Origin of the sequence: Pantoea sp. Acro-807, from assembly GCF_011752675.1 — a bacterium.
Lineage (GTDB): Bacteria > Pseudomonadota > Gammaproteobacteria > Enterobacterales > Enterobacteriaceae > Pantoea > Pantoea eucrina.
Window position 1 is genome coordinate 123,103 of the sequence record NZ_VWXE01000002.1, and the last position, 21,907, is coordinate 145,009.

General features: G+C 58.1%; 20 protein-coding genes. 11 read left to right on the top strand and 9 right to left on the bottom strand.

All coding sequences use genetic code 11. The features are described 5' to 3' along the window. The first annotated feature begins 125 nt into the window (after positions 1 to 125). Genes F3J39_RS07055 through fghA form a run of 3 tightly spaced genes read left to right on the top strand, consistent with a single transcriptional unit; the run spans position 126 to position 3,080 of the window. Complete coding sequence (locus F3J39_RS07055) at positions 126 to 1,052, top strand: LysR family transcriptional regulator (RefSeq protein WP_039385440.1); 927 nt, start codon at positions 126 to 128, stop codon at positions 1,050 to 1,052. Between the two features lie 49 nt (positions 1,053 to 1,101). Continuing rightward, a complete protein-coding gene (locus F3J39_RS07060; protein ID WP_039385441.1) occupies positions 1,102 to 2,226 on the top strand; it encodes an S-(hydroxymethyl)glutathione dehydrogenase/class III alcohol dehydrogenase in 1,125 nt (374 codons plus the stop codon). Positions 2,227 to 2,237: 11 nt separating this feature from the next. Next, on the top strand, positions 2,238 to 3,080 hold the full coding sequence (gene fghA, locus F3J39_RS07065) for an S-formylglutathione hydrolase (protein WP_166714008.1): 843 nt from the start codon (positions 2,238 to 2,240) through the stop codon (positions 3,078 to 3,080). A 56-nt stretch (positions 3,081 to 3,136) separates the two neighbouring features. Here the strand turns inward: fghA and F3J39_RS07070 are convergent, their stop codons facing one another. From F3J39_RS07070 to F3J39_RS07090, 5 genes are all read right to left on the bottom strand, one after another. Then, a complete protein-coding gene (locus tag F3J39_RS07070) occupies positions 3,137 to 3,925 on the bottom strand; it encodes an ABC transporter ATP-binding protein (protein WP_094111860.1) in 789 nt (262 codons plus the stop codon). Beyond that, positions 3,925 to 5,004, bottom strand: coding sequence for an iron ABC transporter permease (locus F3J39_RS07075; RefSeq protein ID WP_039385458.1), 1,080 nt, complete (start codon positions 5,002 to 5,004; stop codon positions 3,925 to 3,927). The genes F3J39_RS07070 and F3J39_RS07075 overlap by 1 nt, the downstream gene beginning before the upstream one ends. A gap of 322 nt (positions 5,005 to 5,326) precedes the next feature. Beyond that, the gene (locus F3J39_RS07080) at positions 5,327 to 6,793 is read right to left on the bottom strand and encodes an amino acid permease (protein ID WP_166714009.1); all 1,467 of its coding nucleotides are present in this window, start codon (positions 6,791 to 6,793) and stop codon (positions 5,327 to 5,329) included. A 132-nt stretch (positions 6,794 to 6,925) separates the two neighbouring features. Beyond that, entirely contained in the window at positions 6,926 to 7,792 is an 867-nt protein-coding gene (yieE, locus tag F3J39_RS07085) for a DNA-binding transcriptional regulator YeiE (protein WP_166714010.1), read from the bottom strand. A gap of 9 nt (positions 7,793 to 7,801) precedes the next feature. Continuing rightward, the gene (locus F3J39_RS07090; RefSeq protein ID WP_039385465.1) at positions 7,802 to 8,179 is read right to left on the bottom strand and encodes a YkvA family protein; all 378 of its coding nucleotides are present in this window, start codon (positions 8,177 to 8,179) and stop codon (positions 7,802 to 7,804) included. 103 nt (positions 8,180 to 8,282) lie between these two features. On the opposite strand from F3J39_RS07090, the gene F3J39_RS07095 reads away from it, so the two are divergent. Continuing rightward, entirely contained in the window at positions 8,283 to 9,323 is a 1,041-nt protein-coding gene (locus F3J39_RS07095; protein ID WP_071668033.1) for a YeiH family putative sulfate export transporter, read from the top strand. Between the two features lie 56 nt (positions 9,324 to 9,379). Further along, entirely contained in the window at positions 9,380 to 10,228 is an 849-nt protein-coding gene (gene nfo / locus F3J39_RS07100; protein WP_071668034.1) for a deoxyribonuclease IV, read from the top strand. 49 nt (positions 10,229 to 10,277) lie between these two features. On the opposite strand, the gene fruA is transcribed toward nfo, so the two are convergent. The 4 genes from fruA to F3J39_RS07120 form a co-directional block, all read right to left on the bottom strand. Beyond that, the gene (gene fruA / locus F3J39_RS07105; RefSeq protein ID WP_071668035.1) at positions 10,278 to 11,981 is read right to left on the bottom strand and encodes a PTS fructose transporter subunit IIBC; all 1,704 of its coding nucleotides are present in this window, start codon (positions 11,979 to 11,981) and stop codon (positions 10,278 to 10,280) included. A gap of 19 nt (positions 11,982 to 12,000) precedes the next feature. After that, positions 12,001 to 12,939, bottom strand: coding sequence for a 1-phosphofructokinase (fruK, locus tag F3J39_RS07110; protein WP_039385473.1), 939 nt, complete (start codon positions 12,937 to 12,939; stop codon positions 12,001 to 12,003). Continuing rightward, complete coding sequence (gene fruB, locus F3J39_RS07115) at positions 12,936 to 14,066, bottom strand: fused PTS fructose transporter subunit IIA/HPr protein (RefSeq protein WP_094111138.1); 1,131 nt, start codon at positions 14,064 to 14,066, stop codon at positions 12,936 to 12,938. The genes fruK and fruB overlap by 4 nt, the downstream gene beginning before the upstream one ends. Before the next feature lie 274 nt (positions 14,067 to 14,340). Then, positions 14,341 to 14,595, bottom strand: coding sequence for a YkgJ family cysteine cluster protein (locus F3J39_RS07120; RefSeq protein ID WP_071668037.1), 255 nt, complete (start codon positions 14,593 to 14,595; stop codon positions 14,341 to 14,343). Positions 14,596 to 14,745: 150 nt separating this feature from the next. On the opposite strand from F3J39_RS07120, the gene yeiP reads away from it, so the two are divergent. The 6 genes from yeiP (at position 14,746) to F3J39_RS07150 (ending at position 21,898) form a co-directional block, all read left to right on the top strand. Next, entirely contained in the window at positions 14,746 to 15,318 is a 573-nt protein-coding gene (yeiP, locus tag F3J39_RS07125; RefSeq protein WP_065648868.1) for an elongation factor P-like protein YeiP, read from the top strand. 121 nt (positions 15,319 to 15,439) lie between these two features. Then, complete coding sequence (locus F3J39_RS07130) at positions 15,440 to 16,414, top strand: GTP-binding protein (protein ID WP_071668038.1); 975 nt, start codon at positions 15,440 to 15,442, stop codon at positions 16,412 to 16,414. A gap of 46 nt (positions 16,415 to 16,460) precedes the next feature. Then, positions 16,461 to 17,168 carry a phosphatase PAP2 family protein gene (locus F3J39_RS07135; protein ID WP_166714011.1) on the top strand — a complete coding sequence of 236 codons (708 nt, stop codon included), beginning with the start codon at positions 16,461 to 16,463 and terminating at the stop codon, positions 17,166 to 17,168. Between the two features lie 515 nt (positions 17,169 to 17,683). Next, positions 17,684 to 18,259, top strand: a complete 576-nt coding sequence (mepS, locus tag F3J39_RS07140) for a bifunctional murein DD-endopeptidase/murein LD-carboxypeptidase (protein ID WP_071668040.1) — start codon at positions 17,684 to 17,686, stop codon at positions 18,257 to 18,259. Between the two features lie 208 nt (positions 18,260 to 18,467). After that, entirely contained in the window at positions 18,468 to 20,033 is a 1,566-nt protein-coding gene (locus tag F3J39_RS07145; protein ID WP_145338927.1) for a cyclic di-GMP phosphodiesterase, read from the top strand. Between the two features lie 62 nt (positions 20,034 to 20,095). Next, the gene (locus F3J39_RS07150; protein WP_166714012.1) at positions 20,096 to 21,898 is read left to right on the top strand and encodes an extracellular solute-binding protein; all 1,803 of its coding nucleotides are present in this window, start codon (positions 20,096 to 20,098) and stop codon (positions 21,896 to 21,898) included. Positions 21,899 to 21,907: the final 9 nt, after the last annotated feature.

Here is a 21,907-nt window from a genome sequence, read left to right on the forward strand (position 1 = left end):
CACTTATCAGCAGCGCGCCTGGCTAAACTGCAAAAGCGGCAATAACGCACTTGCCAGCCGCCGGCGGGCAGTTTAGACTCACAAAATATGAATAACATTGCACTTGTTGTTTACGGGATGAGAAGATGGATTTAGTTCAGCTGCGAATGTTCTGTTGTGTAGCCGATACCGGTTCTCTGGCGCGTGCCGCTGAACAGCTGCATCGCGTGCCCTCTAATCTCACTACGCGCCTGCGCCAGCTGGAAGAGGAGATCGGGGTTGACCTGTTTATCCGCGAGAAGCAGCGCATGCGTCTGTCACCGATGGGGCATAATTTTCTCAACTACGCCCGCCGTATTCTGGCGCTGAGCGATGAAGCGCTGAATATCGCCCGCGCCGGTGAGCCAGGCGGCAATTTTGCTTTTGGTTCAATGGAGAGCACGGCAGCTACCCGCCTGCCGGCGCTGCTGGCCGCCTATCATCAGCGCTACCCGGCGGTGGCGCTCTCCCTGGTGACCGGCACATCGGGCGATATCATCGACAAAGTGCGCGCCGGCACGCTGGCGGCGGCGCTGGTTGATGGTCCGGCTCCCTATGATGACCTGAACGGCTGTATCGCCTTCAGCGAAGAGATGGTGCTGATCTCCAGCCCTGAACATCCGCCGATCCTCAGCGCACGCGATACCCAGCAGGATACGCTGTTTGCCTTTGGCAACAGCTGCTCCTACCGCACCCGGCTGGAGAGCTGGTACCGCGACAGCCAGAGCGCACCGCGCAACGTCATGGAGATCCAGTCCTATCACGCGATGGTTGCCTGCGTGGCGGGCGGCGGCGGCGTGGCAATGCTGCCCGCCTCCGTGCTGGCGCAGATGCCGGCGCGCGAGCGGGTACAGGAGCACGCGCTGCCGCCGCTCTATCGCGATACCGCTACCTGGCTGATGTGGCGACGCGATGCGTTTACGCCGAACGTCGAGGCGCTGAAATACCTGATTATTGATATGTTTGATGACCGGCCACAGCACGACGGCCTGCTGCATCCGCTGCCGGACAGCGAGCAGACGCTGCTGAAATAAGTAATGACCACCAGGGCCACTGGCCCGCATCTACCGCAAGAGGGATTGCATGAACATGATTAAAACCCGTGCCGCCGTTGCCTGGGCACCTGGCGAGCCGCTGAAAATCGAAGAAGTGGATTTGATGCCGCCGCAGAAAGGCGAAGTGTTAGTACGCATCGTTGCTACCGGCGTTTGCCATACCGACGCCTATACGCTCTCCGGCAAAGATCCGGAAGGCGTTTTCCCGGCCATTCTCGGTCATGAAGGTGGCGGCGTGGTGGAAGCGGTGGGCGAAGGCGTTACCAGCGTCGCCGTGGGCGATCACGTTATCCCGCTCTACACTCCGGAGTGCGGCAAATGTAAGTTCTGTCTCTCCGGCAAAACCAACCTCTGCCAGGCGATCCGCGCCACCCAGGGCAAGGGACTGATGCCGGATGGCACTACGCGCTTCTTTAAAGATGGCCAGCCTATTTTCCACTATATGGGCACCTCTACTTTTTCCGAGTACACCGTTGTACCGGAAATCTCGCTGGCGAAAATCAGTAAAGAAGCTCCGCTGGAAGAGGTGTGCCTGCTGGGCTGCGGCGTGACCACCGGCATGGGCGCGGTGATGAATACCGCTAAAGTTAAAGCGGGCGACACCGTGGCAATTTTTGGTCTCGGCGGTATTGGCCTCTCGGCGATCATCGGTGCGCAGATGGCAAAAGCGGGCCGCATTATCGCTATCGATATCAATACCAGCAAATTTGATTTGGCCCGCAAGCTGGGTGCCACCGACCTGATCAACCCGAAAGATTACGATAAGCCTATTCAGGATGTCATCGTTGAGCTGACCGATGGCGGCGTCGATTTCTCATTTGAGTGTATCGGTAACGTCAACGTCATGCGTTCGGCGCTGGAGTGCTGTCATAAAGGCTGGGGTGAGTCGGTCATCATCGGCGTGGCCGGTGCCGGTGAAGAGATCTCCACCCGCCCGTTCCAGCTGGTTACGGGCCGCGTCTGGCGGGGTTCCGCGTTTGGCGGCGTGAAAGGCCGCAGCCAGCTGCCGGGTATCGTGCAGGATTATCTGGATGGCAAGTTTGCGCTGAACGATTTCATCACCCATACCATGGCGCTGGATGAGATCAACGACGCCTTTGATCTGATGCACGAAGGGAAATCGATTCGCTCTGTGGTGCACTTCAACAAATAACCGGAGGCGTTATGGCATCCACGCTGGAACTGCTGGAAGAACACCGCATCTTTGGCGGCTGGCAACAACGCTGGCGACATCAGTCATCGGTGCTGAACTGCCCGATGACGTTCAGCATTTTTTTACCGCCGCCCAAAGCTGATACGCCGCCGCCTGCGGTCTGGTTTCTCGCCGGACTGACCTGCAGCGACGAAAATTTCACCACCAAAGCGGGCGCGCAGCGCGTGGCCGCAGAGCTGGGTCTGGTGCTGATTATGCCGGACACCAGCCCGCGCGGGGACGCGGTGGCTAACGATGAGAGTTACGATCTCGGCCAGGGCGCCGGCTTCTATCTCAACGCAACGCAGCAGACGTGGGCGGCGCACTATCGTATGTTTGACTACCTCAGCGAGGAGCTGCCGGCGCTGCTGGCGGATAACTTCAAGCTGAGCGATCGGCAGTCGATTATGGGCCACTCAATGGGAGGACACGGTGCGCTGGTACTGGCACTGCGCCTCGGCGGACGCTTTGCTTCCGCTTCAGCCTTTGCACCGATTGTGAATCCCTGCGACGTCCCCTGGGGGCAAAAGGCGTTTACTGCCTATCTCGGCGACGACCGCCAGGCGTGGCGGGAATGGGACAGTTGCCTGCTGATGCAGGAGGCGGAGCAGCGTCTGCCGCTGCTGATCGATCAGGGCGACGGCGATCAGTTTCTCGCGGACCAGCTGCGTCCGGAGCGCCTTGAGGCGATTGCGCGCGAACAGGGATTCCCGCTGGAGCTGCGCATTCAGCCGGGTTACGACCACAGCTACTTCTTTATCGCCACTTTTGTGGAAGATCACCTGCGCTTTCACGCGAAACATCTGCTGGTATAACGGTATCGCCCTGCAGGGCGATACTGCGCAGGGCGCGCATTCATGCGCGCCCTGCCTTACATCAGCGACTCTGCCACCAGCCCGTCAATCATTACCTGCGGCATGCCCTGCGAGCAGTGCTCAATCCGGCCGCGCACGCCATACACCTGCGCCAGCGTCTGCGGCGTAATCACCTCTGCGGGTATGCCATCCGCCAGACGCCGGCCCTGCTTCAGCATTAGCGCGTGGTCAGCATGCCGCAGCGCAATATTGATATCGTGCACCACCACCACCGTGACCATATTGCGCAGCCGGGTTTCGCGTCGTACCAGATCCATCACGTGAAACTGATAGTTGAGATCCAGCGCGCTCAGCGGTTCATCCAGCAGCAGCAGCTCCGGCCGGCGGATCAGCGACTGCGCCAGACCTACCAGCTGTTTCTGCCCGCCTGAGAGCTGATCGAGGTAGCGCATCGCCAGATGAGCGATACCCAGCTGCTCAAGCAGCGCCATAATTTCTGCTTCGCTGTCCGCACTATGGAGGCCGCCCGAGGCGCGCTGCGCCACGATAATCGATTCCAGTACGTGCAGATGAACCCCGGCCGGCAGCGTCTGCGGCAGGTAGACCACCCGCTTTGCTCGCTGCGTGAAGGGCTGCGCCATTAAATCAACGCCGTTCAGCCAGAGTGCGCCCTCGCCTTTACCCAGGCCCGCCAGCGCGCGCAGCAGCGTAGACTTACCGCAGCCGTTCGGGCCAAGCAGCACGGTGATTTTGCCACGCGGCAGCGTGGCAACGTCCAGATTGTCGATCACCTGACGCTTAGGGTAACCGGCGCTGAACTGCTCAATACGTAAGCCTGAATCCATTACACGCTCCCCCGGTGACGCAGAATAATACTCAGAAAGAAGGGAACGCCGACCAGCGAGGTCACGATCCCCACCGGAATAATCACGCCCGGGATCAGGTTTTTCGACGCAACCGAGGCCAGCGACAGCACCAATGCGCCCACCAGCGCGCTGGCGGGCAGATAGTAACGATGATCTTCGCCAAACATCATGCGGGCGATATGCGGGGCGACGAGGCCGATAAAGCCAATCGGGCCGACAAAGGCCACTGCCAGCGCCGAGAGAATGCTGATGCGTAACAGCGTTGCCAGTCGCAGACGGCGCACGTCGATACCAAAACTAATGGCGCGATCTTCCCCCAGCCGCAGCGCGGTCAGCTTCCAGCTGCTGAGCATGGAAAACGGTACCAGCAGCGCAAACGCAGCGCTCAGCACGCCCAGCTTCTCCCACGATGCGCGCGCCAGGCTACCCATGGTCCAGAACACCAGTCCCTGCAGCGTATCTTCGCTGGCGATAAACTGCATCATGGAAACCAGGGCGTTGAAGGTGAACACCAGCGCAATACCAAACAGCACCACGCCAGAGGTTGAGACTTTGCTCCAGCGCGTAATGCCATCAAGCATCAGTGCGGCAAAGAGCGCAAACACAAAGGCGTTAGCGGAGATAAACCACTGATCGGAGAGGCCGGGAAAACCGACGCCGAGGATAATCGCCAGCGCGGCACCAAAGGCTGCAGCGGAAGAGACGCCCAGCGTAAAGGGACTCGCCAGCGGGTTGTTCAGAATAGTTTGCATCTCGGCACCCGCCAGTCCCAGCGCCAGCCCGACAACCACGGCCATCAGCGCATAGGGCAGACGGATATCCCAGACGATGACGCGGGTACCGGCATCCATAGCGGCCGGATGCAGCAAGGTCTGCCCGAGCGTTTCCAGCGTAAGCCCGGCCGGGCCAAGGGTGAAATCGAGAATAACCGAGGCGAGAATAGCAACAACCAGTACGCCAGTCAGCAGCAGTCGCTGACGCAGCACCTGACGATAACGTGTCAGGGTGTCAGCTTCAGGGGGGTGTTCCGCTATCAGCACGGAATCCGTCGTACGCATGAGTCTACCTGTATAGCCGTAATCATAACGGCTGACACAATAGAGCAGGTGATAATAATTATCAATTATATCTCTGTAACAAAGCTCAAACCGGCAGGGGCGCATAAATGCGCCCCTACATATCGTGCAATTGTAGGGGCGGCATTGATGCCGCCCTGGGTCGGGTGAATCGCATAAACCCGGGGCGCATGAATGCGCCCCCTACATATCGTGCAATCACAGGGGCGGCATTCATGCCGCCCTGGGTTGGGTGAATCGCCTGAAACCAGGGGCGCAAAAATGCGCCCCCTACGTCTGGATTGGAATGCCGCCACGCCAGGTTTTACTGTTTAAAAACCGGGAACTCCATCTCGCTATATTTCACTACGCGGCTGCCGCTTGTCAGCCGGTAGCCCATCCAGATAATCAGAAATAGCGGGATACCGATATAGGTTGCCGCCACGCCGTACCAGTCGATGGTGTCGGCGAGGAACGCCTGATAGTTCTGTCCCAGCGTAATAATCAGGCAAAGCACAAAGGCGAAGACAGGACCCAGTGGGAAAAAGCCGGAGCGGTAAGGTAAATCGGCCAGATCGCGCCCCTGCGCTTCATAGCCGCGACGGAAACGATAGTGGCTGATGGCAATGCCCAGCCAGGCGATAAAACCGGTCATACCTGAGGTATTAAGCAGCCACAGGTAAACTTCCTGATTACCAAACTTTGACGTCAGGAAGCAGAGACCAGCTACTACGGTCGTCGCAATCAGCGCATTGCGCGGCACGCCGCCTCTGGAGAGTTTTGCAAAGATGCGCGGCGCTTTGCCCTCACGGGCGAGATTAAACAGCATGCGCGTTGAGGCGTACATACCGGAGTTACCCGCTGAAAGCACCGACGTCAGGATGACTGCGTTCATGATCGCCGCCGCTGAGAGCAGACCGGCATTCTGGAACACCAGCGTAAACGGGCTGACGCTGATATCGGTCACGTCATTATGCAGCAACTGCGGATCGGTATAGGGCAGGATCAGGCTGATGATCAGAATCGCAAACACATAAAACAGCAGAATACGCCAGAAAACCTGCCGCACCGCGCGCGGAATATTTTTGGCCGGATCTTCAGATTCACCGGCGGCGATGCCGATAAGCTCGGTGCCCTGAAAAGAGAAGCCGACAATCATCGCCACGCCGATCATTGCAGAAAACCCGCCGGCAAAAGGCGCATCGCCCACGGTCCAGTTGTGCCAGCCTGCATGTTCCGCACCGCGCATAATACCGGTGATCATCAGAATCCCCACCACGATAAAAATAACGACGGTGGCGACTTTAATCAGCGAGAACCAGTACTCTGTTTCGCCAAAACCTTTAACCGAGATGAAGTTAATCAGGAACATCAGGCAGAGAAAAGTGGCGCTCCAGATCCAGCCTGGCGTATCGGGGAACCAGTAGTTCATCACCAGCTGCGAGGCGACCAGATCAACAGCAATGGTCACCGCCCAGTTGTACCAGTAGTTCCAGCCCAGCGCGAAGCCAAAGCCCTCTTCAACATATTTTGCGCCATAGGTAGCAAAGGAGCCGGAAACCGGCATAAAGGCAGCCAGTTCGCCGAGGCTGGTCATCAGAAAGTAGACCATCAGCCCAATCAGGGCATAGGAGAGCAGCGCGCCGCCGGGTCCGGCCTGTGAAATGGTGGCGCCGGAAGCGACAAACAGGCCGGTACCAATGGAGCCGCCGATGGCGATCATAGTGAGGTGGCGCGCTTTTAATTCACGGCGCAGCCCAGGTTGTTGTGTTGTTTTTGAGTCATTATGCATGTGTAAACGCTATGCCGGATAAAAATAAGGCGCGATTGTAGCAGCTAACCCTGCGCTGTATAGCATTCACCTCGGGTTATTAGTTACCTTCATGATCGGCGGGCGATTATTAGCAGCACCCGCCGCCGCCGGCTATTCACAGCAGTAGGCAAGAAAGCGGTTGAGCGCGTTTGAGAGATGTTTTTGCCGGTGGTGAATGCGGTAGAGCGTGCGCGTCAGGCGCGGCAGCGGAACCGCCACTTCTGCCAGCGTGCCCGCTTCCAGCAGGTCGGCAATGACCCGGCGCGACAGGCAGCTGATGCCCATGCCGTGCCGTACCGCATGTTTAATCGCTTCGGAGTTACCTAGTTCCATACCCAGCTGAAACTGCGGCAGATGCGACAGCAGCTGGTAATCAACAATTTCACGCGTGCCGGAGCCGCGTTCACGCAGGATCCACGGTGCCGCCGCCAGGCTTGCCAGCGTCACCGGCTGCTGCTGCAGCGCCGAGTCGGGTGCTGCAAACACCACCAGCTCATCTTCCAGCCACGGCGTGCTGATGATATCCGGCTCGTGACACGGTCCCTCGATCAGGCCGATATCCACGCGAAAATCTGCAACGGCCTGAATCGCATCCTGACTGTTGCCGACGCTCAGCTCCAGCGGAAGTGCGGGAAAATCGCGCCGGTAGGCGGCAATCATGCCCGGCAGCAAATAGTTACCGATGGTACTGCTGGCAAACAGCCGGATCGCCCCGCTATCTTCCCGGAAGAGCTGCTCAATTTCACCCGCCTGCTCCAGTAGCCCGACGGCGCGCGGATAGAGCAGCCGCCCATGCTCATTCAGCACCAGCCGCTTGCCTACGCGATCGAACAGCTGTACTCCCAGCTGGTTTTCGAGATCCGCCAGCGCCGCGCTCACCGCCGACTGCGACAGTGACAGCACCTGCGAGGCCTGGGTGGTGGAACCGCTCTTCAGCACCTCAGTAAACACTTCAATCTGGCGTAGCGTAATATGCATGCTTGCTCCTCAGGCCATATAGCGCTGTATCAGCCAGACGATAATGCCGATCCAGATCAGCAGGATCAGGCCAAATCCGGCGCGACTGACAATTTTTACTCCGCGCGCGCGCTGTACTTCCGCGCGTTCAGCGCTGCTGATACGAATATCGCGCGGCAGCAGGCGCAGCAGAATAATCACGCCAAGCGGTACAATGATGGCATCATCCAGCAGACCAATAATCGGGATGAAGTCCGGAATAAGGTCAATCGGGCTGAGCGCATAGGCTACCAGCCCAAACGCCATCAGTTTGAACCACCATGCCGTACGCGGGTCGCGACAGGCAAACCACAGCGTCAGGACATCCCGCTTAATCAGCTTTGCCCAGCGGCGCAGACGCACAAACATAGCCTTTCTCCTTATCACTTATTCCGGTCGATTATAAAGATATTATCAATTTCACTTTTATATCAGAGAGGCGCAGGCTATTGCCATACTCAGGAGGTGGTTAATGGCTGAATTTAGCATAATAAAACCGGTGCTTCCGCCCTGCCGGGTGGTGGCGGGTCTGGCACTAACGGCGGCGCTGGCAGGCTGCGCCGCCTGGCTTACCTCGCTGCCGTGGCTGTCTCACGTCGGTCTGGGCGCGCTGACGCTGGCGATCGTTGGCGGCATTATTGCCGGCAATACTTTTTACCCGCGTATCGCCAGCCACTGCGACAGCGGTGTGCTGCTGGCAAAACAGCGCCTGTTGCGCCTCGGCATTATTCTTTTTGGTTTTCGCATCACCGTTCAGCAGATAGCCGGCGTCGGCCTGCGCGGCGTGATTATCGATACGCTGATTATCGGCACAACGTTCCTGCTTACCTGCCTGGCTGGCATCCGGCTGCTAAAGATGGATCGCGAGACGGTGTGGCTGATTGGTGCCGGCAGCAGCATCTGCGGTGCGGCGGCGGTGCTGGCGACGGAACCCGTGGTCAAAGCTGACGCCTCGAAAGTGGCGGTGGCGGTGGCAACCGTGGTGCTGTTTGGTACCGCCGGCATCCTGCTTTATCCCGCGCTGTTTGCACTGCTGCCCGCTGTCAGTGCCGCGCAGTTTGGCATCTTTACCGGCTCCACGCTGCATGAGGTGGCGCAGGTAGTAGCCGCCGGGCACGCCATAGGCGCTGAAGCAGAGAATATGGCGGTGATCACCAAGATGCTGCGCGTCATGATGCTGGCCCCTTTCCTGCTGCTGCTGGGCAGCTGGCTCCGGCAGCGCGGCCCGCGCACGGCAACGTCTGCACGCAGCTTTCCGTGGTTTGCACTGCTGTTTATCGCGGTCGCGCTGGTGAATTCACTGCAGCTGCTGCCAGCCGGAGTGGTTAGCGCGCTGAACCAGCTGGCCAACCTGCTGCTGGCGATGGCGATGGCAGCGCTGGGTCTGACCACGCGCTTCTCCGCGCTGAAACAGGCGGGCGCAAAACCGCTGCTGCTGGGGCTGATGATGTTCTGCTGGCTCATCGTCGGCGGCGGCGCGCTGAATTTGCTGGTGCAACATTTCATGGCATAGCCGCTTCCGCTATCATGTGCGCTTTGCTTTAGTTAACGCCCATACAGGAGAGCGGCATGAAATATATCGGTGCACACGTCAGCGCATCCGGCGGCGTGGATCAGGCAGTGATCCGCGCCCATGAGCTGGAGGCCACCGCCTTTGCGCTCTTTACAAAAAATCAGCGTCAGTGGAAAGCCGCACCGCTCTCTGCGCAGACCATTGACGCGTTCAAAAGCGCCTGCGCGCGGTATAACTACTCTTCCGCGCAAATCCTGCCGCACGATAGCTTTCTGATCAACCTGGGTCACCCGGAGGCCGAAGCGCTGGAGAAATCACGCGCCGCGTTTCTGGATGAGATGCAGCGCGCTGACCAGCTTGGCCTGACGCTGCTGAACTTCCACCCCGGCAGCCATCTGCAGCAGCTTGATGAAGAGACGTGCCTGAAGCGCATCGCCGAATCGATCAACATCACGCTGGATAAAACGCAAAACGTCGTCGCGGTGATTGAAAATACCGCCGGCCAGGGCAGTAACCTCGGCTATCGCTTTGAGCATCTTGCGACCATTATTGCGCACGTCGAGGATAAATCGCGCGTGGGGGTCTGTCTTGATACCTGTCACACCTTCGCCGGCGGATACGATCTGCGCACCGAAGCTGACTGTGTCGCTACCTTTGCCGAATTTGAGCGCGTGGTGGGCTTTAACTATCTGCGCGGTATGCATCTGAACGATGCCAAAAGTGCCCTTGGCAGCCGCGTCGATCGCCATCACAGTCTGGGTGAAGGCAACATCGGCAAAACCGTGTTCAGCTGGCTGATGAAAGATGCGCGCTTCGATAACATTCCGCTGATACTGGAAACCATCAATCCCGATATCTGGAAAGATGAGATCGCCTGGCTTAAAGCTGAGCAGCACGCCGGATAGCGGACAATAAAAAAGGGAGCCTTAGCTCCCTTTTTTTATGTCCGTCGGATTATGCAGCTTTCGCCAGCTCCTCTTCCGGACGCTTCAGCACGGCGTAACCGAGACCGGCAATCGCGGTACCGATGATAATCGCCAGCAGATAGCCCAGCACCGGCGTAATCGCACCGGGGATCAGCAGCACAAACAGACCGCCGTGAGGTGCCATCAGCTTCGCGCCAATCGCCATTGAGATGGCGCCGGTCACGGCTCCGCCAATGATGCAGCACGGCAGCACGCGCATCGGATCGCGCGCCGCAAACGGAATGGCCCCTTCAGAGATAAAGCAGAGACCCAGCACCAGCGCCGCTTTGCCGCCCTCCTGCTGCCCTTTATTGAACTTGCGGCGTGCAACCAGCGTCGCCAAACCCATCGCCAGCGGTGGCACCATGCCCGCAGCCATAATCGCGGCCATCGGCGCATAGGTTTGCGAACTCAGCAGCCCGACGCCAAACGCGTAGGCCACTTTGTTGACCGGACCGCCCATATCGGTACACATCATACCGCCAAGAATGGCGCCCAGCAGCACGGCGTTTGCGGTGCCCATGTTGGCCAGCCAGCTGGTCAGGCCGCTCATGATACCGGCAACCGGTTTACCCACCACGTAGATCATCAGCAGGCCGGTGATCAGGCTCGCAACCAGCGGAATAATGAGAATGGGCTTCAGGGCTTCCATACTCTGTGGCAGCTTCACTTTGCTGCTCAGGAACTTCGCCGCATAACCGGCGATAAAGCCGGCGATAATACCACCCAGGAAACCGGCATTGATGCTGGTGGCAATCATGCCGCCAATCAGGCCAGGCGTCAGGCCAGGACGATCGGCGATGGAGAATGCAATAAAGCCTGCCAGTACCGGCACCATCAGCGCAAATGCGCTGCCGCCGCCGATCTGCATCAGCGCTGCTGCCAGCGTGCCCGGCTCTTTAAACGCGGTGATCCCGAACGCAAACGACAGCGCAATGCTCAGGCCGCCTGCAACCACCATCGGCAGCATGTAGGAGACACCGGTCAGCAGGTGACGGTAGGCGCCCGCTTTCTCTTTGCTGTCGCCCTGTGCGCTGGCGCTCTGGCTGCCGGAGGGCTGATAAACTTTCGCCTCCGCCTGCGCTTTATCCAGCTCCTGCGCCGTTTTCTTCAGCGCCAGGCCGGTGGAGGTGCGGTACATCGGCTTGCCGGCAAATTTCGCCAGGTCCACATCGATATCCGCTGCCACGATCACCAGATCGGCGGCGGCCACCTCTTCCGGAGTGATCGGGTTGCCCGCGCCAACGGAACCACGGGTTTCGACTTTTACCCACCAGCCGCGTTTTTTCGCTTCCGCGTCAATCGCTTCTGCCGCCATAAAGGTGTGTGCGACGCCGGTCGGACAGGCGGTCACGGCGACAATGCGCTTTTGCGCGCTGGCCGTAACCGGTGCTGCGGCAGCCCCGGCTGCCGGTGCGGTTGCGGGCTGCCAGCGCTGCGCGTTTGCCTGCGCCTGTGCTATCGCCGCCTGAGGATCGCGCAGCGCCTGCTGCACATCAACGCGCGCTACGGATTTGCCCGTCAGCTGCGTATCTTCCGGAATATTGTCGCCGGCAACCAGAATCAGTTCGGCTTCAGCGGCAGCGCTGACCAGCTCCAGTCCGGCCTGTGCTGCTGCAGCACGCAGACGTTCGATAGCCAGATGTGCGGAGGCCAGTCCCAGTGAAGAATCTTTTATCAGCAGCGTTTTCATTATCATCGCTCTCCTGCTGTTAGTTAACGGGTTGTAAGTCGACGCGCGCCATCATCGCGGCCAACCGGGTACGATCGGCTACGCCGACGTTGCTCTGGCTGACAGCCATTGCCGCCACGGCGGTAGCCAGTCGCAGCGTATGTTCGCTGGATTCACGCATCAGCAGGCCATAAATCAGGCCGCCGACCATGGAGTCACCGGCACCGACCGTGCTGACAACCTCACAGACCGGCGGTTTTGCCAGCCATTCGCCAGATGCGTTGACCCAGAGTGCACCTTCTGCGCCGAGCGAGATCACCACGTGAGCAATGCCCTGCTCGCGCAGTTCATGCGCCGCGTTAATCACATCCTGCAATTCAGGCAGCTTGCGGTTAGCCCAGATCTCCAGCTCGCGCCGGTTTGGTTTAACCAGCCACGGGGCGGCTTTCAGACCCGCAACCAGCGCATCACGGCTACTGTCAAAAATGATGCACGGACAGAGCGTACGCAGATCGCTCATCCAGCGGGTAAACGCCTCTGGCGTCACGCCGCCCGGCAGGCTGCCGCTGACGCAGACCATATCGAACTGGCCGAGCCAGGTGAGTGAATCTGCGGTAAAGCGCTCCCAGTCCTGCGCGGTTACTTCAAAGCCGGAGAAGTTGAGGTCGGTTACCTCGCCATCTTTCTCTGTAAGCTTTACGTTGATGCGGGTACGCCCCTGCACGACCTGAAAGCGATTGGCTATTCCCAGCTCGCTGAACAGCTGCTGGAAGCCATCCTGATTTTCCCGGCCAAGAAAGCCGCCGACGGTGACGTCGATGCCGAGATCTTTGAGTACTTTGGCAACGTTGATCCCTTTGCCTGCTGCATGCAGGCCGGTGGTTTTGACCAGATTGACTTCACCGCGCTCTATCTCCGGCGTAAAGCCAACCAGGTCATACGCCGGGTTCAGCGTAATGGTGGCGACGCGACGGCTCATGCTGCCCCCTCGCCCAGACCGGAATTAATGGCCTCTTCGATAGCCTGCATCGCCTGCGGCGCATCATCACCGCTGGCGGTAAAGCGCAGGCGATGGCCTTTCTTCACGCCCAGCGCCACCACTTTCATCAGGCTGCGGCCGTTAGCGGGCTTACCGCTGCCGTCAAGGTTGGTAACCGTGACATCACTGTTAAACTGCTTGATAACGCTGACCAGCGCAGTGCCCGGACGCGCATGCAGGCCATGCTCATTGCGAATGGTAAATTCTGCGGTCAGCACTTCAGCGGCTTCATCCACTTCGCTGGTGAGCAGCGCCAGTACGCCGGCTGCATCCGCTTTCAGCAGACGTTCAGCTTTATTGTTCTGCAGCAGGTTACTCAGGTAGCCCAGCACCTCCAGCGGACGCTCATCCACTGCGGCAACCGTCAGCAGCAGCGCCACGCGCTCGCCCTGCCGGTCAAACGGCACCGCCGGGCGGCTTACCGCGACAGCGCTGCCCAGGTTACCCTGCGCGCTGTCGTTCAGCCAGATCCCCTGCCCCAGACTCAGCGGCGTGCGGGAGATAACGTCGGTGATAAATGCGGCGTCAACCGCGCCTGCCGCCTGCAGACGACCGGCATTCAGCGCCTGCAGCGTGATCAGATCGCTCGCCGCGACATCCACCGCAATCAGCGAGGTATCAAAGGTAAATTCAGCTCCCTGCTTCTCACCCATCAGCAGCGCACGCAGATCCTCAGCAGAGGCCGTTTTTAGCTGCTCTGCCACGCTGTCATCGCTTAACACATGCGTCAGCTGACGCAGCAGCGCCAGGTGCTCATCTGATTTAGCGGCGATGCCGATAGCCACATAGGCAATCTGCCCTTCGCCCCACTCTACGCCCTGGGGAAACTGAAAAACCTGTACGCCGGTTTTCAGCACCAGGTCACGGGTGTCGGTGGTGCCGTGTGGAATAGCGATGCCGTTGCCGAGAAAGGTGCTGGTCTGCTGTTCGCGAGCCAGCATGCCGCTGACATAGCCTTCAGCAACGTTGCCTGCTGCGGTCAGCGCGGCGGCAACCTGACGAATAGCGTCTTCTTTTGTCTGTGCCGTGGCGCCGGTATGGATGGCCTGAACTTCGAGCTGGAACATATCTCTCCTCGCTTGCTGAATTGAATCGTTTCAGCTTAATGGCGAAAAAACACGCTGCATCACAGCCACTTAGCCGCAACTACAACGCTGAAACGTTTCAGGGAATATGGTACAGGCGGCTCTTCGAGGCAAGAAAATGCGTAAACCAAAGAACAGATCTTTGACGCTACGCACACTTCATCGGGAAATTAAGATTTTTCGCACGCCTCAGCTGATGAGTTTGCTGAAAGTAAAGGCGGCGGGTGGGGCAGATTTTCAGCAGGCTTACAGCTTTTCAGGGTGCCGTCTCTGCCTCAAGCTGCAGCAGATAGATCATTGCGTCATCCCGGCTGCTGCCACACATTTCCGGTCCAGGCTGCAGGCCAGCACAGACGGCCGGACGCAGCGGCGAACCAAACAGCTGGCAGCGCTGCTGCGCATCCAGCTGAACGCAGGGCGTATTGGCGGGCTTGCCATGAGGCATACCCGGAATAGGCGAAGAAATTGAGGGCGCGGTGCAGCAGGCACCGCACTGGTCGCGGCATAACATGAAGCGCTCCGGCAGAGATTTCGCGGCGACAATAGCAGCCCCGCCTGCTGAAAGCTATGTGCAGATAACAATTTTACAGGGCCTTACTTGCCTGTTTCCGGTCGCGCGCGTAACGTGACGCGCACCTCTCTTTTCTGAGTAAATAACATCATGCCTAAGGCAAACGAAATCAAAAAAGGAATGGCCGTGACCTGGAACGGCAAGCTGTTGCTGGTGAAGGATATTGATGTGCAGAGTCCCAGCGCACGCGGTGCAGCCACGCTCTATAAAATGCGGTTTACCGATGTGCGTACCGGCCTCAAGGTCGAAGAGCGGTTTAAAGGCGACGATATTATCGATGCCATTCAGCTGAGCCGTCGCCCGGTGACCTTCTCTTATATCGACGGCGACGAATATGTCTTTATGGATGATGAAGATTACACGCCCTACAACTTTAAGCAGGAGCAGATTGCCGAAGAGCTGCTGTTTATCCCGGAGGGCGGTATTCCCGGTATGCAGGTGCTGACGATGGAGGGCCAGGTACTGGCGCTGGAGCTGCCGCAGACGGTGGATATGGTGATTGCTGATACCACGCCCGGCATCAAAGGCGCCTCTGCCAGCGCGCGCACCAAACCCGCGGTGATGAGTACCGGCCTCTCGGTGCAGGTGCCTGAATACCTCAGCAACGGCGACCGTATTCGCATTCACGTAGCTGAACGACGCTATATGAGCCGCGCTGACTGATCGCTGCGTTGTCCGCGCCCGGCAGGTTGTTATACTATAACAACATCCGGCGCGGCCCGCGTTACCGGCCGCGCGCTCAGTTCACTGCCTGCCAGACAGCAGCAGGCCACAGGGAGAAACTATGACGCGCGTCAACCTCATTACCGGCTTTCTCGGCAGCGGTAAAACCACCACGCTGCTGCATCTGCTTGCGCATAAACCGGCCGATGAAAAATGGGCTATTCTGGTCAATGAGTTTGGCGAAGTCGGTATAGACGGCGCCCTGCTGGCCAACCGCGGCGCTGAACTAAAAGAGATCCCCGGCGGCTGCATGTGCTGCGTTAACGGTCTGCCGCTGCAGGTCGGGCTTAATATGCTGCTGAAACAGGCGAGACCCGATCGTCTGATTATCGAACCCACCGGCCTTGGCCATCCCAAACAGTTACTTAATATGCTGCGCGCCGCCGTCTATCAGCCATGGATAACGGTGGATGCGACGCTGACGCTGCTCGATCCGCGTCAGCTTGCTGATGCGCGTGTGGCCGCAAACGAAAATTTTCGCGATCAGCTCACTGCCGCTGACATTATCGTCGCCAGTAAAAGCGATCGCTGGCAGCCGGAAGATCGCCAGCGTCTGGCGGACTGGCAGCGGGACAATCTGGGCGATCGCCTGCTGACAGAGACAGCCTGGGGGAAAATAGATCCGGCGCTGCTGACACACCCTGCACAACACGATCGCCCGGTTCCGGACGCACTCCACCACGCTCACAGCACCCGCCCGCAGGGACTGGCGGCGCTGAAACTGGAGGGTCAGGCGCGCTGGCGGCGTGCGTTAAATGAAGGTCAGGGCTATGCTTCGTGTGGCTGGATTTTCGATGAAGAGACGCAGTTTGATACCATTCCACTGCTGGAATGGGCGCGACGTGCGCCGGTCGATCGGGTAAAAGGCGTGCTGCGTACGCCAGATGGCCTGGTGAACGTTAACCGACAGGGGGACGATCTGTTTATTGAAACCCGTCCGGTCGCGCCTCCCGACAGCCGTATTGAACTGATCCATCATCAGCCAGCCGACTGGAATGCTCTGCAGACCTCGCTGTTGAAGATTCGTTTAAATTAATTGCGATAGGTTTGCCCGTTATTTCACTTTTTGGGTGTTACTTTTTATGCGCGCAACACGTCTTGTCACCATCCTGCTGCTTAATGCGCTGGGTGTGATGCTATTTCTCTCGTGGTATCTGCCAGCCAATCACGGTTTCTGGTTCACTATCGATAAAGGGATCTTTTTCAGCTTCAACAATCTGATGGTCGATCACCACGCATTTGCCGTCCTGGTGGCGATTACCAACTATCGCGGTTTTGATGCGGTTTCACTGCTGGCGATGGGGCTGCTCTACCTCGCCTTCTGGCGACGCGAAACGCCTGAAGGCCGTCGTCGTATGCTGGCTATCGGGATAACTATGCTGCTGACGGCAGTTTTGCTTAACCAGCTGGGACATCTGCTGCCGGTGAAACACGCCAGCCCGACGCTGTTTTTTGATAACGTCCATCGCGTCAGTGAACTCACCGGTATTCCGGCAAAGGATGCCTCGCGCGACAGTTTTCCTGGCGACCACGGCATGATGCTGATTATTTTTGCCTGCTTTATGTGGCGCTATTTCGGCTTCCGGGCATTTTTAACCGGCGTGCTGATTGTGGTGCTGTTTGCTCTGCCGCGCATAATGGCCGGCGCCCACTGGTTTACCGATATTGCCGTGGGTTCGCTGTCGGTAATATTAGTTGGACTGAGCTGGTGGTTATTAACGCCGGCCAGCGACAAACTGGTGGCGTGGCTATATCGCACGCTGCCTGGCAAATACAAGCCACGCGGATAATTGTTTAGCGCAGGTAACCGGAGAGCAAAAAGTGACCCGCCTGCGCTTATTGAATGTTTAAAAAAACTATTAGCAACCTAACAGTTTGCCATCAAAAGAAAACATGATGGCAAACAAGCCTTAACATTTTCTCTTATTATCCCCTGTCCAGTCAGAACCCGCTGAAAATCAGCGCTAACGCCGGAATTACCTGCTTAAGCCGCCGCTTATTTGCGCATTAATTACGCCCGATTGGTGATAAAGTAGCCGTTCAGTGAATGTTTTAATTTACATCAAAAAAACCTATAGAAATTTATATAAAACCACTCGCCACCGGGTCTGTAATCAGTTAACCTCAAGCTCGATTACCCTGGTGCAGCATAAAATGTGGTGGCAAACTGAGCGAAAAATGTGTGCATTAACACATTTTAGTAATTAAGGATTTGTCTTAGACCGCTGTACTTATTAATCTCAACCCGTTTTGTCATCTGGCTGGCGACATTCTGTCGTAAGGACATCGAAGGAACACACGTATAATGGTCAAGTCTCAACCAATTCTGAGATACCTCAGGCGGATCATTCCCGCGGTAGCATTAGCAACACTTTTATCAGCATGTAGCAGCAGCCATAATGGCCAGAATGCGAAAAACGAGAATCATGAAGTTAACAACCACAATGGTTTTTTACTTCAGGCGTCTCAGGACGAATTTGAACAAATGGTGCAGAATGTGGACATCAAGTCCCGCATCATGGAACAGTACAGCGACTGGAAAGGTGTTCGCTATCGCTTAGGCGGTGACACCAAACGTGGCATCGACTGTTCTGCTTTTGTTCAGCGCACCTTTCGCGACCAGTTTGGTCTGGAACTGCCCCGCTCAACCTATGAGCAGCAGGATACGGGCAAAGGCATTTCACGCGGTAAACTGCGTCCGGGTGATTTAGTGCTGTTCCGCGCCGGCTCAACCGGGCGACACGTCGGCATTTATCTGGGCAATGATAACTTTGTCCACGCTTCTACCAGCAGCGGCGTCATGATTTCAAATCTCAATGACAGCTACTGGAAGACGCGCTACCGCGAAGCACGACGGGTTCTGGCTAAAAATCAAAGCTAACCCCTCTCTCCGATGATTCTCTCAGCCAGAGAAAACAGAAACGCTGCCCCGGCAGCGTTTTTTTATTGTGGATATCTACTCCGCTGAAATCCAGTTGGTAATCAGAAATATAACAAGACTTTCCTGGCATCCTCGTTATATTCTCACAGCCTCTCCGGTGCAGCCTCAGACGGTTTACTCACATGGCAATATCAGGAACATTGACACCATGCCACTGTCGCGGACGCTGAAACCGCACGCTACGCACATGCGCCGTCTGTTCCGGAAGAGTGCGCTGGCAGGCATGGTTTCGTTTACTCTTTTTATCACCATACTGCTTACGCTGACCTGGCATAAACGCCAGCAGCAGCATGAACTGCTGCTGCAGCACAGCGCGGACGACCTGCAGCAGATGCTCGCAACGCTGACCGACACGCTGCGTCCGCTGCAGCAGTATACGATGCTGGATTGCAACAGCGTCAGCCGTGAACTCACCTCGCGTGCCGCCTTTGCAGATAATATCCGCGCGATTCTGCTGGTGCGGGACGGCCTCGCCTGGTGCTCATCGGCCACCGGCGCCTTCAGGCTGCCTGTTAGTGAGATTTCACCCGCCACCGAGCTGGAGAGCGATCGCGATATACGGCTGCTGCCGGGCACCCCGCTGCTGCCGTCGCGTCCGGCGCTGGCGCTGTGGCTCAAGTATCCCGGCGGCGCAGAGAGCGGCATCCTGACAACGGTAAATCTCTCTCTTGCGCCCTACCAGCTGCTCGCCTCTTATCACCCTGAAATCACCGGCATGGCGCTGGTTATTGGCAACAATGCGCTGAAGAGCGACGTCAGCCACGCTATTCCGCGCCGCGACCTGCCAGCCGGACTGACCGCCCTTACGCTGCCGCAGAGTGATATCCGCTTTGTTCTCTATGGCAGCACGCTGGCAACGCGCGACTATCAAATGACGCTGCTGACCGGCGTCCTGTTTGCGCTGATGATCGGCTGTCTGACCGGCGTGCTGCTTAACCGCCACCAGCGCCCGGCGCGCGAGATCATGCTGGCAATCCGGCGCGGGCAGTTCTACGTTGAATATCAGCCGTTAATCATGGCGCATAACGGTCAACCCTACGGCGTGGAAGCGCTGCTGCGCTGGGCGCATCCCATAGAGGGCACGATCCCGCCCGATGTGTTCATCAGCTATGCCGAAGCGCAGAACCTGATTATTCCGCTCACCCGGCATCTGTTTTGCCTGGTCGCGCGCGATGCGCATAGCCTGAGCCAGCAGCTGCCGCGCGGTACGCGTCTGAGCCTGAACCTCTCCCCGCTGCACCTTGCCGCCGACAGCTTTCGTCACGACGTTCAGACGTGGATTGCCGCAATGCCTGCTGACCACTTCAGCTATGTGTTTGAGATCACCGAGCGCACCATGGTGAAAGAAGCCAACGCCGGAGAGGTGTTTGCCTGGCTGCGCGCTAACCAGTTCAGCATTGCCATCGATGATTTCGGCACCGGACACAGCGCGCTGATCTATCTGGAAAAGTATCCGTTTGATTATCTGAAGATAGATCGGGGATTTGTTCAGAGTATCGGCACCGAGACGCTGACCTCGCCGGTGCTGGACGCCGTGCTGCTGCTGGCTAAGAAGCTCAATCTCAAAACGGTGGCGGAGGGCGTGGAGACGCGCGAACAGGCCAGCTGGCTGGTCAGCCGCGGCGTGACGCATTTGCAGGGCTACCTGTTCAGCCGGCCGCTGCGGCCGGAAAAGTTGATCAGCTACTATCAAAACTTTCCGCGTTTCGGGTAAGGTGGCTTAACACGCTTACCGGCCGATCTGAAGCACAGACTATTCGGGAGAGTATTTCACTTATGCTGCGTCTGATCACTCTGCTGCTCTGCTGCGTGCTGACGCCGCTGCGCGCTGAGCCGGTACGTGAAGGCTATGCGTTTGCAAAGCTGGGGGTGCCGCGCTACGCGGTCAACTTTACCCACTACGCTTATGCCGATCCCGCTGCCCCGAAAGGCGGCAACATGACGCTGGCGGTGGTCGGTACGTTTGATAACTTCAACCGCTTTGCTTCACGCGGAAATCCGGCCGCCGGCACAGAGACACTCTACGATTCGCTGTTTACTACCTCAGATGATGAGCCCGCCAGCTACTATCCGCTGATTGCTGAAGTGGCACGCTATCCTCAGGATTACCGCTGGATGGAGGTTACCCTCAATCCACACGCCCGCTTTCAGGATGGCACGCCCATCACCGCCCGCGATGTGGCCTTTACTTTTCAGAAGCTGATGCGCGAAGGCGTTCCGCAGTTTCGCGTCGCGTTCCGCGGCACGGAAGTCACCGCACTCAATCGCCTTACGGTGCGCATCACGCCACCGCGACCGGATAAAGATCGCATCCTGAGCTGGCTGACGCTGCCCGTGCTGCCGCAAGCGTTCTGGCAGAGCCGCAAATTTAATGAGCCGCTTGGCTACCCGCCGCTCTCCAGCGGACCCTACCGGATCTCTGCCTATAAGGCGGGCCAGTTTGTGCAGTACAGTCGGGTAAAGGATTACTGGGCCGCCGATCTGCCGGTCAATCGCGGACGCTTTAATCTGGATACGCTGCGCTACGACTACTATCTCGATGACAACGTCGCTTTTGAAGCTTTCAGGGCGGGCGCTTACGATTTGCGCGAAGAGCTGTCGGGAAAAAAGTGGGCGACGCAGTATAAGGGCGGGCCATTTGCAGAACAGACAATCGTAAAACTGACCACGCCTCAGGACGCCGCTACGGATACCCGCTGGCTCGCCTTTAATAATCAAAAAACGCTGTTTGCCGATCGCCGGGTGCGCGCGGCGTTAACGCTGGCCTTTGATTTTGAGTGGATGAATAAGGCGTTGTTTTACCACGCGTGGCGCCGCCCCGGCAGCTATTTTCAGAACACAGAATATGCGGCTGCCGGCTATCCCGACGCGGCACAGCTGCAGCTGCTGGCGCCGTGGAAAGCGCAGCTGCCGCCTGCCCTCTTCAGTGAAATCTATACGCCACCGCGCTCGGATGGCAGCGGCTATAACCGGGCTAATTTGCTGCGGGCGATGCAGCTGCTGGAAGAGGCGGGCTGGGAGATCCGCAACCGGAAGCTGGTCAATCGCCAGAGCGGTGAACCGTTCCGGTTTGAGATCCTGCTGCGCAGCGGCGCGCAGAATGAGTGGGCGCTGCCCTGGCAGCACAGTCTGGCCCGGCTGGGCATCACGGCCACCCTGCGCCAGGTCGACAACTCACAGTTTCTGCGCCGGCTGCGCGAAGGCGACTACGATATGATTCAGACGCTCTATCCGGCTGCGCCGTGGCCTGCTGCCAGCCTGCGCGTGAACTGGCAGTCAGAGTATATCGGCTCATCGTGGAACAGCGCGCGCGTTAAAGATCCCGTGGTCGATCACTTTATCAAAGAGATTGTGGCGCACCAGGGCGATGAGCAGGCGCTGCTGCCGCTGGGTCAGGCGCTGGATCGCATTCTGCTCTGGCAGGCGTATATGATACCGATGTGGTTTAGCGCTGAGCAGCGCCTGGCTTACTGGAATAAATATGCTTATCCCGCCGTCCGGCCCGCTTTCGCAACCGGGCTGGAAAACTGGTGGTACGATGTCAATAAAGCCGGGCGGCTGCCGGCCGATCGACGTTAAGGAGGCTGG

Excerpts from the sequence above, each read along its gene's own strand:
- F3J39_RS07120 (WP_071668037.1), bottom strand. The coding sequence starts at position 14,595 with ATGTTATGCCGCGACCAGTGCGGTGCCTGCTGCACCGCGCCCTCAATT.
- yeiP (WP_065648868.1), top strand. The coding sequence starts at position 14,746 with ATGCCTAAGGCAAACGAAATCAAAAAAGGAATGGCCGTGACCTGGAAC.
- yieE (WP_166714010.1), bottom strand. The coding sequence starts at position 7,792 with ATGCATATTACGCTACGCCAGATTGAAGTGTTTACTGAGGTGCTGAAG.
- F3J39_RS07075 (WP_039385458.1), bottom strand. The coding sequence starts at position 5,004 with ATGCGTACGACGGATTCCGTGCTGATAGCGGAACACCCCCCTGAAGCT.
- F3J39_RS07150 (WP_166714012.1), top strand. The coding sequence starts at position 20,096 with ATGCTGCGTCTGATCACTCTGCTGCTCTGCTGCGTGCTGACGCCGCTG.
- F3J39_RS07095 (WP_071668033.1), top strand. The coding sequence starts at position 8,283 with ATGGCTGAATTTAGCATAATAAAACCGGTGCTTCCGCCCTGCCGGGTG.
- fghA (WP_166714008.1), top strand. The coding sequence starts at position 2,238 with ATGGCATCCACGCTGGAACTGCTGGAAGAACACCGCATCTTTGGCGGC.
- F3J39_RS07080 (WP_166714009.1), bottom strand. The coding sequence starts at position 6,793 with ATGCATAATGACTCAAAAACAACACAACAACCTGGGCTGCGCCGTGAA.
- mepS (WP_071668040.1), top strand. The coding sequence starts at position 17,684 with ATGGTCAAGTCTCAACCAATTCTGAGATACCTCAGGCGGATCATTCCC.
- F3J39_RS07135 (WP_166714011.1), top strand. The coding sequence starts at position 16,461 with ATGCGCGCAACACGTCTTGTCACCATCCTGCTGCTTAATGCGCTGGGT.
- F3J39_RS07060 (WP_039385441.1), top strand. The coding sequence starts at position 1,102 with ATGAACATGATTAAAACCCGTGCCGCCGTTGCCTGGGCACCTGGCGAG.
- fruA (WP_071668035.1), bottom strand. The coding sequence starts at position 11,981 with ATGAAAACGCTGCTGATAAAAGATTCTTCACTGGGACTGGCCTCCGCA.
- F3J39_RS07145 (WP_145338927.1), top strand. The coding sequence starts at position 18,468 with ATGCCACTGTCGCGGACGCTGAAACCGCACGCTACGCACATGCGCCGT.
- F3J39_RS07055 (WP_039385440.1), top strand. The coding sequence starts at position 126 with ATGGATTTAGTTCAGCTGCGAATGTTCTGTTGTGTAGCCGATACCGGT.
- nfo (WP_071668034.1), top strand. The coding sequence starts at position 9,380 with ATGAAATATATCGGTGCACACGTCAGCGCATCCGGCGGCGTGGATCAG.
- F3J39_RS07130 (WP_071668038.1), top strand. The coding sequence starts at position 15,440 with ATGACGCGCGTCAACCTCATTACCGGCTTTCTCGGCAGCGGTAAAACC.
- F3J39_RS07090 (WP_039385465.1), bottom strand. The coding sequence starts at position 8,179 with ATGTTTGTGCGTCTGCGCCGCTGGGCAAAGCTGATTAAGCGGGATGTC.
- fruB (WP_094111138.1), bottom strand. The coding sequence starts at position 14,066 with ATGTTCCAGCTCGAAGTTCAGGCCATCCATACCGGCGCCACGGCACAG.
- fruK (WP_039385473.1), bottom strand. The coding sequence starts at position 12,939 with ATGAGCCGTCGCGTCGCCACCATTACGCTGAACCCGGCGTATGACCTG.
- F3J39_RS07070 (WP_094111860.1), bottom strand. The coding sequence starts at position 3,925 with ATGGATTCAGGCTTACGTATTGAGCAGTTCAGCGCCGGTTACCCTAAG.